Below are 15,251 nucleotides of genomic sequence, written 5' to 3'. Positions count from 1 at the left end.
CGTATGTTCAGGCTTGTTGTGGGCGGGCAGAAGCTGCCCGCCCGTCGCATTACTCTGCCGGGCGCACAGCCGCGCCTGCGGTGTCGTTTGAGGGCGTATCAGCAGGGGCGGCCAGGGGCGCTTCGGGCACATCAGACAAGTATCTCTCATCGGCCAGGCCTGGGTGACGGGCACGTTCCATGCGGCGGATGGCGACATGCATCCAGACCGTTGAGATCGCGACGATCACGAAAAGCAGCATGAAGGGTGCGGTCCAGACACCGGTGACGTCAAGCAGTACACCGAAGGCGATTGGCAGGAAGAAACCGCCAAGTCCGCCAATCATGCCGACAAGGCCACCGACCGAACCGACATGGTGCGGATAGTAGACAGGAATGTGCTTATAGACTGCCGCCTTACCCAGGCTCATGACAAATCCCAGCACCACGGTTAGTGCCACGAAAACGCCGACGCTCAGACCAAAGTTGAACTCGATCGGGCCGGTGATACCTGACACGATATAGCTCGTTTGCGGGTAGCTCATGATAAAGAGGACAATGAGTGACACGATGAAGGTCACGTACATCACCCAACGCGCCCCCCACTTGTCTGACATCCAGCCGCCAAGCGCGCGGAAGACCGAGCCGGGAAGCGAATAGAGCCCTGCAAAGACGCCCGCCGTGGTCAGTTCCAATCCATAGGCGCCAACATAGTAGCGCGGCAAGAAGCTTGCGAGGGCGACGAAGGCGCCAAAAACGAAGAAGTAGTAGGTGGCAAAACGCCAGACCTGAATGTCCTTCAGCGGCTCCAGCTGGGAGCCGGCCGAAACCGGGCCTTCCCCACTGACTTTGCGTTGCTGTTGCACTGGATCGGTCTTGGCAAGCAGGAAGAACAGAACTGCGGTGATCGCCAGCACAACCGCATAAACGCGCGCAGTACCTTCCCATCCGACGGCCACCACCAGGAACGGGGCGGCAAAGTTGGTGACGGCCGCCCCGACGTTACCCGCGCCAAAGATGCCAAGAGCGGTGCCCTGACGCTCTTTTTCGAACCAGCGCGAGGTATAGGCCACGCCGACGATGAACGATCCGCCCGCAAGCCCGAGCCCAAGCGCCGCGATCAGAAAAACCTCATAGGTCTGGACGGATGTCAGCAGCCAGACGCAGACCGAGGTGATCAGCATCTGCAGCGGGAACATGATCCTCCCGCCAAATTGCTCGGTCCAGACGCCCAGGAAAATACGGCTGACCGATCCGGTCAGAACCGGCGTCGCCACGAGTAATCCGAACTGGGTGTCACTAAGTCCGAGCTCTTGTTTGATCTTGACGCCGATAATCGAGAAGATCGTCCATACGGCAAAGCAGACCGTAAAAGCGAAAGTGCTGAGTCCCAGGGCCCGGTACTGGTCGGGGCGCGAGACGCCATCCAGGGTATGCATGCTTGTTCTCCGAGTCTTTGAGTTATGAAACGGTGTGAAACCGATTTTCCCGGAGTAAAGAAAAGTGAGTAATTTCCTGATTTGATTTAGGTCAGAAATCTAGAAAAATGCCTTAAAAAAAAGAAGTTAGAGAAATTTGTCATGGGGCATCACTCTGCGCATCAAAGGTGCGATGAAAGTATTGCAATTTACCTATTGACATTTATCAATCAAAATTCAGACATAGATCAAAGCGGAGATTTATGTGAATCCTGAAGCGCCTGAGTCGGATTTCCCGGAAATTCGCTCGCTCGACCTTTTCTCAGACATGGAATCTGAGCATTTCAAAATGCTCATGCGTGGAGCTTATGTGCAGAATTTTCCGCCCCAGATAGAGCTGATTTCCGAAGGCGACCCAAGCGATTTTCTGCATATTCTCTTGACGGGCTCTGTCGATCTGGTTTCGCAGTGGAACGGCCGGACAACCAGCATGGCGCGGGTGCGCCCGATATCCACCTTCATCCTCGCCGCTACGATCAAGGATGCGCCGTACCTTATGTCTGCGCACACGCTGGAAAAGAGCCGTATAGTGTTGCTGCCCAGTCAGGACGTGCGTACCATTTTCGACAGCGACAGCAAATTTGCTCGCTCAATCGTGAACGAATTGGCGCAATGCTACCGGTCGGTGGTTAAGAACACCAAGGACCTTAAACTCAGAACATCACGCGAGAGGCTGGCAAACTATCTGCTGAGACAACAAAAAGGCGCTGGTGGCGCCGCGCAATTTGAACTGTCGACCGAAAAGCGAAGGCTGGCTTCGTTCCTGGGTATGACGCCGGAAAACCTGAGTCGGGCGTTCAAGGGGCTTCAGACACATGGTGTCACAGTTACCGGTCAAAACGTCATCATTACCGATCAGAAAAGGCTTGTCGCCTTCGCTAACCCCAGCCCGTTGATTGATGATCGCTCGATTTGAAATACGAATATTGATGGCCGAGTAATCGCGATGCAGTCACCTTGGCGATGTAACAGAGGACAGTGATTCAGAATGCTTCTGGCTTGGCTTCGCGGGCCATGTGATCCAGAACGGCATTGACGAATTTCGGCTCACGCCCCTCGGGAAAGAAGCTTTTGGCGATGTCGACGAATTCCATGATCACGACTTTTGGTGGTGTGTCCGATTGCGTCAGTTCCGCCCCCGCGGCCCGAAACAGCGCGCGAATGGTCGGATCTATGCGATTGATCGGCCATTTCGCTACCAGCGCCCGGTCAGTCATCTGGTCGATCAGCGCCTGATTGTTAACCGCATCCTGCATCAGCCCTTCGAACAGGACGATATCACCTTCGGCCATCTCGCCCTCGTCATAGGACGCGCCGAAACGGTGATCTTCGAATTCACGCATCACCGCATCCACGGTCTGGCCGGAATGCTCCATCTGAAACAGCGCCTGCACGGCGTAAAGCCGTGCGGCTGATTTCATCTGCCGTTTCTGATTGCCTGAGAGCTTGGTCATGCTTTCGGATTATCCTCAAGGCCGCCGGCCAGCTTATATTCTTCTGCGTCGGGCAGGAATCCCACCCCTTTGCGCGCGGCGCCCCACTTACGGGTGAGCGCGACAAGATGCAAGGCTGCCGCTGCGGCGCCCGCGCCTTTGTTCATGCGCGCGGGATCGGCCCGCACCTCGGCCTGATCACGGTTTTCGACCGTCAGAATGCCATTGCCAACACACAGCCCCTGTAACCCCAGCATCATGATGCCGCGCGAACTGTCATTGCAGACTGTTTCATAATGCGTGGTCTCGCCCCGGATCACGCATCCAAGGGCCACGTATCCGTCGAAATTCGACATCCGTTCGGCAATGCCGATGGCGGTGGGCACTTCCAACGCGCCCGGTACTTCGACCAGATCATATGTGCCGCCAGACGCCTCGATCTCGGCCTTGGCGCCAGCGATCAGGTTGTCTGCGATATCGCGGTAGAATGGCGCCACCACAATCAGCAGCTTGATGGGCTTATCGAACTCGGCGCGGGGCAGGGTGTATTCTTTTTCGGCCATATCTCTATCCTTCGCTCAGGGCGCGGGTGCCGGTGATCGAGATGCCATAGGCATCAAGACCCAGATAGCGGGTATCGGGACTGTCGGTCAAAAGGATCAGTTCCTGCAGACCCATTGTCTGCATGATCTGCGCGCCCAGCCCGGTCTGCTTGATCGTGCGCGGCGTGTCCTCATCTTCCATCTCGCTGGACAGTTTTGGGCGGGGTTGGCGGAACAGAAACACCGCGCCGCGCCCCTCGGCGGCGATGATCTCCATCGCCCGGGGTAGCTTTCCGGTGGGACCCGTCTCTGTGCTGTGCAGCCCGATGCCCAGTACATCCTCAAGCGCATTGAGCGCATGCGTCCGGGTCAGAACCGGCTTGCCGTCGCCCACGTCACCCTTGGTCAGCACTACATGTTCGGTGCCGCTGATCTGGTCGGCGAAAATGCGCATCTCCCATTCGCCCCCATGAGAGGAGGTGATGGTTTCGCGCCGTACTTCGCGCACCAGATTATCGTGCTTGTGGCGGTAGGCGATGAGATCCGAGATCGTGCCGATCTTCAGCCCGTGTTTTTTCGCGATTTCGATCAGGTCGGGCAGGCGGGCCATGGTGCCGTCTTCCTTCATGATCTCGCAGATCACACCCGACGGGTGCCGCCCCGCCAGGCGCGAGATATCTACCGCCGCCTCGGTATGACCGGCGCGGATCAGCACGCCGCCATTGCGTGCGCGCAGCGGAAACACATGGCCTGGTGTGGCGATGGCGGCCGGGCCGTTCTGATCATTGATTGCGGTGGCCACGGTCAGGGCGCGGTCGCCGGCGGAAATGCCGGTACTGACGCCCTCGCGCGCTTCGATCGATACGGTAAAGGCGGTTTCATGCCGTGACGAGTTGTTCACCGCCATCATCGGCAGCTGTAGCATCTCGATCCGCTCGGCGCTCATCGGCAGGCAGATCAGACCTCTCCCGTGGGTTGCCATGAAGTTGATGGCCGCGGCATCGGCGCAATCCGCCGGAATGACGAAATCACCCTCATTCTCGCGATCTTCGTGATCGACAAGAATGTACATCCGACCCGCACGCGCCTCGGCGATAATCTCTTCGATGGGCGCGAGAGCCTGGCGCAAGCCCGCCTCGACCGGACCCGGTTTTTCGAACGGAACAGTATCTGACATCGGACCCCCGGAAATGTGCCCCGGTCAGATACCGCAGGGGCCGGGCATTGACCAGAGCCGAGTTTGCATTGCACAGCGATCCCGACGTCTGGCGCGCGATGAGGCGCCACTGGCTCACTGCACTGGAAAGAACCAATCCACTTCCATTCAGAACACTGTTTCCGTGCTGTCGACAGATTAACCAAATTCAAGAGAAATTTTAGCGAAATGTGCCCTTTCTTGGGCAGTGTTGTTGATCCGATCCCATGCTCTCGGCCATATAAGTGCACCTACCTGTGTAAGCGTAAAGAGTGAGTAATGTTATGAAATTCAGAACGGCAGTAATTGCCGCTGCGACAGCGATTGTGATGATCGGTACCGCGGTTTCGGCAGCCACCACCTACCAAGCCACCAGTCACTACGAAAACGGATCGCCCGAGCATTCCGTCTGGTTCTCTGGTGCGCCTCAGGGCACAACGGGCAGTAAGCGGAACCATTTCCTGTTTGAAAATACCGCTGGCGCCGCAAGCCCGTTTGGCAGCTTCACAGTGAATGGCAACACAGCCTCACTGACGGGTACGGTCAGAAACTCTGCCTTGCAGGGGTATGATCTTAGGGTGAACCTGGTCGAGGTTGCCGACCCCGGTAAGTACAAGAAAGTGCCTGGCTCGACCCCGGATACTTCAAAGTGGAAATTTTATGATTTCTCATCGGCGGCTCTGATTTCGAAATCCACAGGTCTGGTGAGTTTCCTTCTGGACATGCGCGGCGAAGGTCTGAAAGCGCAGTTCGGTATCGGCGCCAATGACAAGGATCCGTTGAAACTGGGCTTCTCCAGCTGGTTCACCGCATATGAACAAGGCTGCGAGGGTAGCAATTGCCAAAGCTACGCTGGCGATATCAACATCGTCGTCAGCCCTGTCCCACTGCCCGCGTCGGTGGCTTTGTTACCCGTTGCCCTGGGGATATTGGGTGGTGTTGCCCGTCGTCGCCGTAAAAGCTGACTGAACGGACAGAACGTTTTGAAGCGCCCGCGTTGAGCGGGCGTATTCTTTTGTGCTTGGGGGTTCAGGGTCGTGCACTCATGGGATAGGCTTGGAGTGTGCGCCTATATCGCGCTTGTCGCCCTGCCACGCGCCTCATGACCTTCAGGACTGCCAACCATGCGAACCGCCGATATCCTAGCCCGCCTGATCGCCTTTGACACGGTCAGCCGCAACCCGAACATGGATCTGATGGAATATGTGAAAGGGCTGCTGGCCGAGGTCGGCGTTGACGCCCAGCTTATTCCAAACGCCAAGGGCACAAAGGCCAACCTGCTCGCCACGATCGGTCCGCCGGGCGGCGGTGGCGTTATGCTGTCGGGACACACCGATGTCGTTCCGGTCGATGGGCAGAACTGGACCAGGCCAGCGTTTGAACTGACCGTGGATCAGGGTCGCTACTACGGGCGCGGCACGACCGATATGAAAGGCTTTGTCGCCTGCGCGCTGGCCGCTGGGCTGAAGGCCGCCAATCGCAAGCTGGTCGCGCCGCTGCATCTGGCCTTTTCCTATGACGAGGAAATCGGTTGCCAGGGGGTGCGCTCGATGATCGAGCTTTTGCGTGATGTGCCGGTACGCCCTGCCATGTGCATCGTTGGTGAACCCACCAGCCTGTCGGTAGCAACGGGTCACAAGGGCAAGATCGCCCTCAAGGCGCGCTGTATCGGGCGCGAGGGGCATTCGGCGCTGGCACCCCTGGCGATGAATGCTCTGCATCTGGGGTGCGATCTGGTTGGGGTCTTGCGTGATGTGCAGGCTGATTTACGCAAGAGCGGTGCGCAGGATGGCGATTATGATGTGCCCTACACGACCGTGCATGCGGCGAAGATGGCGGGTGGCGTCGCGCTAAATATCGTTCCCAATCTCTGCGAGGTGGATTTTGAGATTCGCAATGTGGCCGATGATGACCCCGAGGTTATTCTGGCCGATATCCGTGGCCGGGCGGATGCGATTGTCGCCGCCCAACGCGACCACGCCCCCGAAGCGGCAATCGAGTTCGAGACCAGTTTTTCGTATCCCGGCCTGAACACCAGCCGCACCGCCGAGGTCGTACATTTCGTGCAGTCCCTGACCGGCGCGAATTCCACCAATAAAGTCGCGTTCGGAACCGAGGGCGGCCTCTTTTCGCAAGAACTGGATATTCCCACGGTGGTATGCGGCCCCGGCTCGATGATGCAGGGACATAAGCCGGATGAATATGTCGAGATCAGCCAGATCGAACGCTGCGATGCGATGCTGGACACACTGCTCGAACGGCTCGAAGCTGGCCTTTAGAGTTATGACAAGAAAGTACGAAACGATCGTCTGCAAGGACATTGCGCGAAATTGAAAAAGGTAGAACGCGGGTCGTGAGGTCAGAATTAAGAACGACACGCTGGCGAACTCTACCCTGACCCACCGGTTTTGGGATTTATCAGCACTGAGCCCAAAGAATGAAATTCCTGATCGGCAGCGGGGGTCTGTCTTGCGTCAAAACATTGCCAAATTGTGACTGGCAACATTTCCATATCCGCTGCCTATTTTGGCAACATGAAGAACTCTTCGCGGACGACCTTTCCTCCCTCGACCGTATAAATCGCAATCTCGCGAAGGGTCATCTCACGACCGGTGGCTTTCTGTGTCACCTGGGCCTCGTAGCGTACGCCGAAGCGGTTGGGAGGGTGAACAAATGGCCCGTCCGCATCAAGCTTGTGGATATCGTGTGTTGCAAGCCAATCCCCACGTTTGGCCTTGATCGCGCCCCGGCCTTTGGCGATCCGCACGTCGCGCCCTGGTGGCACGACCGCCTCAACCGACTCGGCGTTTTCGGCATAAATTTCGTCGACATGCTCAATGCCACGACGATTCCGCATCGCCTGAACAAATTCCCGGCCAAGTTTGATTAGATCTTCCATAAAAACGCTCCTTCTAGACGCCGACGAGCGTAGCACGGACGTCGGCAGTGCAACTTGACCAGGATCAACGTGGCCGACGTCCTGCGGTCACCTTCGCATCACGCTGCCAGCACCAACAGATGAATTCGGTTTTGGAAAGCCTCGGTACACTCGTCATAGCAAGGTGGTCCGTGTGCGTTTGCCCAGCAAGTTTTGGACAGGACGGTGTTGCTCGATTACGAGCGAATTTCGCCGACAGCCTACAGTCATGGCTTGGCTTTATCGCCCTCGCCTAATTCTGCTGCGAAACCGAACGCCTGAAGATCAGGAGGCTTATCGCCAAAAGCGCGGCTCCCAGCAGTGCCATCCACAAGAATTCCGGCCAGACAATCTCAACCCCGGCGCCTTTGAAAACGATGGCCTGGCTGGCCGACATGTAGTGGCGGGACGGAAGGAACAGTGTTCCCGCCTGCAACCAGGCAGGCTGACCTTCAATCGGCGTCTCGCCACCTGACAGCATCAACATGGGCAGGATGGTCAGCATGACCAAAAGCGCGAATTGCGCCATTGAGCGCGCGATTGTTGCCAGAAAGACCCCAAGCGCCGTTGCGGTAAAAAGAAAGAGCGCCGTGCCCAGAAGAAACAGCGCTTTCGATCCCGCAATATTGATCCCCAAGGACCCCTGCATCACGAAGGTCAAAGACAACCCGGCCGCGACCAGAACCACCGCTGCATTTGCCCATATCTTGGCAACTGCAATGTCAAAGGGTGCAAGCGGCATGGCGAGCAGGTGCTCGATCGTTCCATGTTCGCGCTCCCGGATCATGGCGGCACCCGTGAGTATCGTTGTCAGCCACATGATCTGGCCGATAAGGGCGACAATACCGGCAAAGCGCACCGTATCTCGGTTGGGATTAAACGCACTGCGCAAGATTAGATCGACCGGGGGTGGGGTCAAAAGGTCTGCCCCGATTGCAAAGCGGCTGATCTCTGCACTCAGAATGTTGGTAATATAGCTTGCACCGATCCCTGCCTGTTCCATCGCCGTCGCGTCGATCAGAACCTGTATTTCCGGCGAGCGGCCTGCGCGGATGTCCTTCTCGAAACCGGGTGGCACAGCAACAACGAAAAGGAACCGCCCGGCATCCATATGAGCCGCGCCAGAACCCGGCGCGATCTGGACGACGGGCTGGAATTCCGGTGGAAAGAAAATTGCGGCCAAGGCGCGTGAAAGTGGCGAATTATCTTCGTCCGCAAACGCGATGGATGCATTGTTGACCGAACTCGCGACCCCGGTCGCCTCCATGATCGGCGCCAAGGTGAATGACCAGACCAGCAGGGCCATCATCACCCAGTCACGGCGCAGGCTCATCATCTCCTTCAGACCAAGCCAGAAGATGCAGGACAAACGTCGCATTCACTTCTCCTGCGCCCGCAGCGAGAGCGCTGCGATCAAGGTCAGCACAGGCCCGAAACAGGCAAGTGCCAGAATATCGGGGGTAAGCGCCTCCCAGCCCAGACCCTTGGTGAACGCGCCGACATTCAGGTGCAAAAAGTAGGAGGACGGCCAGAGAGAACCGATCGCCTGGGCGCCGCCTTCCAGCGTCGAGACCGGTTGCAGAAGGCCTGAGAACTGGATCGTGGGCACCACCGAGGCGATGGCTGTTGCGAAGGTTGCCGCGACCTGGCTGGACGTCATGGTCGCGATCAAAAGCCCGTAGGATGTGGTCGCCCAGACATAAAGGAACGCTCCTATCGCGAGCGGGATGGGATCGCCCTTGAGCGGTACGCCGAAGACTAAAATTGTCATCCCTGCGAGCAGAATGAAATTGGCGTAAGCAATGGCGATATAAGGGATCTGTTTACCTATCAGGAACTCAAGCCGTGTCGTCGGTGTCACGTAGAAATTGATAACCGATCCCAGTTCTCTTTCGCGGGCAACGCTGACCGCCATCAGAACGGCGGGTAGCATGATAAGCAGGATCGCAGGCATGGCGGGGGCCATCGCGGCGATGCTCTCGAAGCTTTGGTTGTATCGAAAACGCGGTTCGATCCGTGCTATCCCGGGCTCGCGGGCACCTTTTTCGCGGGCGAACGCCTCGAGAAACGTCTGATGCAATCCCGCGACATAGCCCTCTACCGTCTCACCCTTGAAGGGAATTGCGCCGTCGACGGTCGCCAGAACCTGGGTGGGCTCGCCCGCGCGCAGCTTGCGTCCGAAATCCGGCGGCAATTCGACCACCAGCGAGACGTCGCCAGCGGTCAGTCGGCTGCGACCCTCCGCAGCGCTATTTAGGGGTGGGGTGGGCTTGAAATATCGTGACCCCGCAAGCTCGGACGCGTAGGCGCGACTCTCGGGGTCTTGTGAAAAGTCCAGTACAGCAAAATTCAACTCATCAATATCAAGCGTGATCCCGAAGCAGAAAACCAGCATCAGAATTGCTGATCCCAGAAACGCAAAGGCCAACCGTACCCGGTCGCGCAACACTTCGACGGTTTCCCGTCGCGCATAGGCCAGAATGCGCCCGACACCACCACCTGCCCCCTCTCTCATCGTGTCAATCGAGACTACAGGAGCCACGACCTCTGACGGAGGTTCCGCAGCTTCCAGCACGGCAATAAACGCGCCTTCCAGGCTGTCTGACCTCTCGGCAGCCATCAGCTCCTCCGGGGTTCCCTCGGCAAGAACCCGACCCGCATGCATGAACGAAACCCGATCGCACCGTTCCGCTTCTGCCATGAAATGGGTTGAGATAAAGATCGTCACTTCATCATCGTGTGACAGCTCGATCAAGAGGGCCCAAAATTCATCGCGCGCCTCTGGGTCCACGCCAGAGGTCGGCTCGTCGAGGATCAGCACACGTGGACGATGGATCACTGCGACAGCCAATGACAGGCGTTGCTTGATGCCAAGCGGCAGGTCGGCGGCCAGTCTATCTCTGTATGTGTTCAGTCCAAAACGGTTCATCAATTCATCGACCCGCGCAGCCCGGTCGGCGATTGCGAAAATGCGCGCGTGGAGCTGAAGATTTTGGTGAACGGTCAATTCACCATAGAGCGAGAAGGCCTGACTCATATAGCCGGTTTCGCGCCGCATCTCGCGGTTGCGCGCATCAACCGGTTTGCCATAGAGCAGCGCCTCACCCGCGCTTGCGGGCAGCAATCCTGTTAGCATCTTCATTGTGGTCGACTTGCCGCAGCCGTTCGATCCGAGGAAACCAAAAATCTCTCCCCGGTTGATCGAGAAGTCGACGCTGTCGACTGCTGTAAAATCTCCGAAGCGCTTTGTCAGCCCATGCGCGGTAATCACGGGGTCGGTGTCGATCCGACGAGCCGGCGCTTCGTTCCGCGTGGGTTGCGGTTTGCCCTGTGATTGTAATTGGCGGTAAGCAGCCTCAAGATCTTTGGCCTCGCCCTGCAGCGTTTCCGGAGCGCCCTGAAACAGCACGCGGCCCGCATCCATCGCAACGATCCAATCGAAACTCTGAGCTTCTTCCATGTAGGCCGTCGAAACCAGGACTGTAAGCATTGGATTGTCTTTCCGGATCGCGCCAATCAGCGCCCAGAATTGACGACGTGACAGCGGATCGACACCGGTTGTTGGCTCATCCAGAACCAATAGTTTCGGGTCATGGATCAGGGCACAACATAGCCCGAGCTTTTGTTTCATACCGCCGGATAGCTTGCCCATCGGCCGATCGGCGAAAGGCGCCAGCCCTGTTGTTGACAACAGCGCCGTGATCCGAATGTCACGTTCTTCCTGGCCTTGCCCGAAAAGGCGCGAGAAAAACTCGAGATTTTCACGCACTGACAGTTCTGCATAGAGATTACGGCCCAGACCCTGTGGCATGAATGCTATGGCTGGACATACGCGGCGTCGGTGCGCGGGATCATCAATCGGTCCTCCCAGGACGTCGATTGTGCCGACCTGCAGTTTCTTCGCACCGGTGATCAGGCCAAGAAGTGTTGACTTGCCAACACCATCTGGTCCGATGAAGCCGACCAGCTGACCCGCTGGTAAATCCAGTGATACCTGGTCCAGCGCTGTTTGTTTGCGATACCGGTGCGTGACGTCAGCGATGCAAAACGCGGCGGACGGAGCCACGGTGCTCATTCGAATAACTCTGGCGGAATACGCCTCTCCAGTGCTTCCGGCCATGGCTTGCCAGCGTCAAGCCGGATCACCGCGACTCCCCGAAGCCCCGTCTTCACATGCTCTATCCTGCCCAAGACCAGATCCTGTGGGATGCGGACACGGACGCGAAAGACCAACTGCTCGCGCTCGTCCATCGTTTCAACTTGCTTAGGTGTGAACTGCGCCTCTGGCGAGACGAAGGTGACATTTGCCGGAATGGCATAGTCGGGCAGGGCGTCAAGCACGATGCGCGCCTCGGCGCCGATAGGCATAAGTCCCGCCTCGCGGGCTGGAAGGAACACTTCCATGTAAATATTCTCGAGGCTGAGCAGCGTCAGGATAGGCTCGCCCGCGCCGACAACTTCTCCGGGCTCCGCCAAGCGATAGAGCACACGCCCGGGCATGGCCGCGAAGAGCGAACTATCCTCGATCTGGGTATCGATCCGGCGCACTTCTGCTTCGGCGGCCGCGATCTGGCTGCCGGTGGTTTCAACCCGCGCCTTAGCCGCGCCAAGAACGGCCTCAGCGACAAGGTGTGTGGTTTCGCGTTCTTCGAAAACCGTTTCGGAAATCGTTTGTCCGGCGAGCAAAACCGTGGCGCGCTCAAGCTCGTGTGCCGCCCTGCGCTGCTCGCTTTGACGCTGGACAACCACCGCCTCGGCTTCGGCCTTACGCTGTAGAGCCAACGCTACTTCGGCTTTGGCCCGGTCAAGCGCCGCGGCAAGCTCGTCAGTGTCCATCTTGACCAGAACTTCGCCTGGGACAACAAGGCTGCCTTCGGCCGCCATTACCTGCGCGACGCGACCGGCAGCAGTCGGTGCTACTTCGACCTGTTCGGCTTCGATTCGCCCGTTGCCCTGAACAAAGCCCTCCGGTAACCCTTCACCGTCTTCTGAGAGCAAAACATAAGCTAGTGCCCCTGATAGCAAGAGCAGTGATACGGCAAGAATTGCGGTTTTCGTTTTTTTCATGATCCGGGGACTAACGGTTGATTGGTCCCTGGAGTTTATTCTCGACCCGGGCAGAGCGCCTTGCGATGAATCAAACTATCGCGCTGCTAAGATTGATGCCGTTTAGGAAAAGATGTCCCGTAACATCCTGAGCTTGCCGTCGACGCTTCGAGTAACTGAACGTTCGGATAGTCGGCACTTGATGCCTTGATATGCCTGACTTGCATAATTTGGGAGCGAACAACTGGGCAACCGCAGTACTTTACTGCGATGTGATGTGTGACTTGCTGACAGTTGCGTATCTGGCGCGAATGCCTGGAAAGCCCCGCGTAGCTGACACGGCGATCCGAACTGTATTGTTACCATTCAGAAAAAGAAAACCCTGCGAGTGGCTCGCAGGGTTTCGCTGCGGGTGCTTGTTGGGTCACTCGCGCACGAGTTTTTCATAGGCCTCCGAGATCTCACGGGCCAAGTCGCCCACTTCGAACGTGTAGTCACCGATCTGGCCGACCGGGGTGACCTCGGCGGCGGTGCCGGTCAGCCAGCATTGCTCGAACCCTTCCATTTCTTCAGGCATGATGTGGCGCTCATGTACCTTGATCTGGCGGTCTTTCAGCATGCCGACTACAGTCTGGCGTGTCAGCCCGTTCAGGAAGCAATCGGGCAGGGGTGTGTGTACCTCGCCGTCCTTGACGAAAAAGATGTTGGCGCCGGTCGCCTCGGCCACATAGCCGCGATAATCCATGAAGAGCGCATCCGAGCATCCTTTGGCCTCGGCTGCATGCTTGGACGTGGTACAGATCATGTAAAGACCTGCCGCCTTGGCATGAACTGGGATGGTTTCGGGGCTGGGACGTTTCCATTTCGAGATGTCGAGCTTCGCGCCTTTCATCTTGGCATCGCCGTAATAGGCGCCCCATTCCCAGGCTGCGATGGCCAGGTGAACAGGGTTGCGGGCTGAGGCTACGCCCATATCCTCGCCTGCACCACGCCAGGCGACGGCGCGTACATAGGCGTCAGTCAATCCATTGGTGGTCAGAACCTGCTGCTTGGCGGCTTCGATCTCGTCCACGCTAAACGGGATTTGGAAATCCAGTTCGTTTGCGGAAAAATGTAGTCGCTTGGAGTGTTCGCGACTCTTGAAGATCTTGCCATTATAGGCGCGCTCGCCCTCGAACACCGAACTGGCGTAATGCATCGCATGGGTAAGGATGTGCACGTTGGCCTCGCGCCAGTCGATCAGTTTGCCATCCATCCAGATATTGCCATCACGGTCGTCGTAGCCAGTCATTTCGGTCCCCTCTTAAGGCAAAATTTGCATTTGTTGCGCAATATACGTCCGAAACGGTCATAATATTACGCCAAAACTGAGATTCGGTACCAGTTCACCCTTGGAATGTCAACAAAGCTGACATATTATGACAGCGTGCCGGGGAAATGTGAACGGAGTGTGCAATGCCCGAAGTGCAAGGTGGCGAAAACCTGCTGTTTCTGACCGACGAGCAACTGCGCCAAGGGATCGAAGCAATGTTCTTTGCCTATCGCGGCTTTACCGCTGATCCGGATCGCATCCTTTCGGGTATGGCCTATGGGCGAGCGCATCACCGGGCGATCCACTTCATCGCGCGCGCGCCGGGGACCACCGTCAATAACCTGCTGAACATTCTGGGCGTTACCAAACAATCCCTGAACCGTGTCCTGCGAACATTGGTCGAAGACGGTTTGGTTGACAGCCGGGTCGGCAAGAATGACAAACGCGAACGCAATCTGTTTTTGACCGAAGACGGCGTGACACTGGAACGCAAGCTGAGCGATGCGCAGAGAGCAAGGATGCGCGCAGCCTATCGCGTTGCAGGCCCCGACGCGGTATCAGGGTTCCGCCAAGTGCTTGAAGCAATGATGGATACAGATATGCGTCGGCAGTATTACCAGATAAGGGATACCAGTTCATGAGTGACCCAGCCCCCCACCTGCTGATCGTCGATGACGACGAGCGTATCCGTGGATTGCTACGCAAGTTTCTGGCGCGTCACGGTTTTCTGGTGTCGATTGCACGGGACGCGGCCCACGCAAGGCGCATTCTGTCGGGATTGGAGTTTGACCTGATCGTGATGGATGTGATGATGCCCGGCGAAGACGGGGTAGCCCTGACCAGCAGCCTGCGGGAGGACGAAATCACCACGCCCATTTTGTTGCTGACCGCCAAGGGTGAGACCGACGATCGGATTTCAGGGCTTGAAGCCGGAGCCGATGACTATCTGGCGAAACCCTTTGAGCCCAAGGAATTACTGCTGCGGATCAATGCCATTCTGCGTCGCATGCCCACGCCGGAGCCGGAAAACACCGCGCCCAAGGTGCTGCATATGGGGCCGATCCGGTTTGATATCGAACGTTCGGAATTGATGCAGGGCGAGCAGGTGGTACGTCTGACGGCCACCGAAGTACAACTGATGCGGATATTTGTTGAAAATCTGCGCCAACCGGTCAGTCGCACAAAGCTGGTCGAGGATCTGGGCCGCGATGGCGGGCAAGCGCAGGAACGCGCTGTCGATGTGCAGATCACCCGTCTGCGCCGCAAACTCGAAACCGATCCCAAGCAGCCTCGCTATCTGCAAACCGTACGTGGTGAAGGTTATATGCTGGTGCCTGACTAAAGGCCGCG

General features: G+C 57.5%; 14 protein-coding genes. 5 read left to right on the top strand and 9 right to left on the bottom strand.

The window, feature by feature from the left end; genetic code table 11:
* Positions 1-49: 49 nt before the first annotated feature.
* The gene (locus tag LC334_RS15905; protein WP_085801420.1) at positions 50-1,417 is read right to left on the bottom strand and encodes an MFS transporter; all 1,368 of its coding nucleotides are present in this window, start codon (positions 1,415-1,417) and stop codon (positions 50-52) included.
* Between the two features lie 244 nt (positions 1,418-1,661).
* On the opposite strand from LC334_RS15905, the gene LC334_RS15900 reads away from it, so the two are divergent.
* The gene (locus tag LC334_RS15900; protein ID WP_223413032.1) at positions 1,662-2,372 is read left to right on the top strand and encodes a helix-turn-helix domain-containing protein; all 711 of its coding nucleotides are present in this window, start codon (positions 1,662-1,664) and stop codon (positions 2,370-2,372) included.
* Positions 2,373-2,439: 67 nt separating this feature from the next.
* On the opposite strand, the gene nusB is transcribed toward LC334_RS15900, so the two are convergent.
* From nusB to ribB, 3 genes are read right to left on the bottom strand one after another with little or no spacing between them, the layout of a single operon-like run.
* Positions 2,440-2,910: a transcription antitermination factor NusB gene (gene nusB, locus LC334_RS15895; protein ID WP_085801418.1), complete on the bottom strand. Its 471-nt coding sequence runs from the start codon at positions 2,908-2,910 to the stop codon at positions 2,440-2,442.
* Positions 2,907-3,452, bottom strand: a complete 546-nt coding sequence (locus LC334_RS15890) for a 6,7-dimethyl-8-ribityllumazine synthase (RefSeq protein ID WP_085801417.1) — start codon at positions 3,450-3,452, stop codon at positions 2,907-2,909. Before LC334_RS15890 ends, nusB begins: the two co-directional genes overlap by 4 nt.
* Before the next feature lie 4 nt (positions 3,453-3,456).
* A complete protein-coding gene (gene ribB / locus LC334_RS15885; protein ID WP_085801416.1) occupies positions 3,457-4,608 on the bottom strand; it encodes a 3,4-dihydroxy-2-butanone-4-phosphate synthase in 1,152 nt (383 codons plus the stop codon).
* A 302-nt stretch (positions 4,609-4,910) separates the two neighbouring features.
* Between ribB and LC334_RS15880 the strand changes: the two genes are divergently transcribed.
* Together LC334_RS15880 and argE are read left to right on the top strand one after the other, a co-directional pair.
* Positions 4,911-5,591: a VPLPA-CTERM sorting domain-containing protein gene (locus LC334_RS15880; protein WP_085801415.1), complete on the top strand. Its 681-nt coding sequence runs from the start codon at positions 4,911-4,913 to the stop codon at positions 5,589-5,591.
* Positions 5,592-5,750: 159 nt separating this feature from the next.
* The gene (gene argE, locus LC334_RS15875; RefSeq protein ID WP_085801414.1) at positions 5,751-6,905 is read left to right on the top strand and encodes an acetylornithine deacetylase; all 1,155 of its coding nucleotides are present in this window, start codon (positions 5,751-5,753) and stop codon (positions 6,903-6,905) included.
* 242 nt (positions 6,906-7,147) lie between these two features.
* Here argE and LC334_RS15870 read toward each other — a convergent pair whose 3' ends face one another.
* The 5 genes from LC334_RS15870 to LC334_RS15850 form a co-directional block, all read right to left on the bottom strand.
* Entirely contained in the window at positions 7,148-7,525 is a 378-nt protein-coding gene (locus LC334_RS15870) for a nuclear transport factor 2 family protein (RefSeq protein ID WP_085801413.1), read from the bottom strand.
* A gap of 271 nt (positions 7,526-7,796) precedes the next feature.
* A complete protein-coding gene (locus tag LC334_RS15865) occupies positions 7,797-8,921 on the bottom strand; it encodes an ABC transporter permease (RefSeq protein WP_085801412.1) in 1,125 nt (374 codons plus the stop codon).
* Positions 8,922-11,618, bottom strand: a complete 2,697-nt coding sequence (gene rbbA, locus LC334_RS15860) for a ribosome-associated ATPase/putative transporter RbbA (protein WP_085801411.1) — start codon at positions 11,616-11,618, stop codon at positions 8,922-8,924. It lies immediately after the preceding gene.
* The gene (locus LC334_RS15855) at positions 11,615-12,610 is read right to left on the bottom strand and encodes an HlyD family secretion protein (protein ID WP_085801410.1); all 996 of its coding nucleotides are present in this window, start codon (positions 12,608-12,610) and stop codon (positions 11,615-11,617) included. The genes rbbA and LC334_RS15855 overlap by 4 nt, the downstream gene beginning before the upstream one ends.
* Positions 12,611-13,013: 403 nt before the next feature.
* On the bottom strand, positions 13,014-13,880 hold the full coding sequence (locus LC334_RS15850) for a branched-chain amino acid aminotransferase (RefSeq protein ID WP_085801409.1): 867 nt from the start codon (positions 13,878-13,880) through the stop codon (positions 13,014-13,016).
* Positions 13,881-14,044: 164 nt separating this feature from the next.
* On the opposite strand from LC334_RS15850, the gene LC334_RS15845 reads away from it, so the two are divergent.
* Both LC334_RS15845 and LC334_RS15840 read left to right on the top strand, forming a co-directional pair.
* Complete coding sequence (locus tag LC334_RS15845) at positions 14,045-14,542, top strand: MarR family winged helix-turn-helix transcriptional regulator (protein ID WP_085801408.1); 498 nt, start codon at positions 14,045-14,047, stop codon at positions 14,540-14,542.
* The gene (locus LC334_RS15840) at positions 14,539-15,243 is read left to right on the top strand and encodes a response regulator (RefSeq protein ID WP_085801407.1); all 705 of its coding nucleotides are present in this window, start codon (positions 14,539-14,541) and stop codon (positions 15,241-15,243) included. Before LC334_RS15845 ends, LC334_RS15840 begins: the two co-directional genes overlap by 4 nt.
* Positions 15,244-15,251 lie beyond the last annotated feature (8 nt).

The organism is Roseovarius aestuarii (genome assembly GCF_019966515.1).
Lineage (GTDB): Bacteria > Pseudomonadota > Alphaproteobacteria > Rhodobacterales > Rhodobacteraceae > Roseovarius > Roseovarius aestuarii.
Note: the sequence above shows the minus strand (reverse complement) of the source record. Positions and strands in the feature narration are given on the sequence as shown.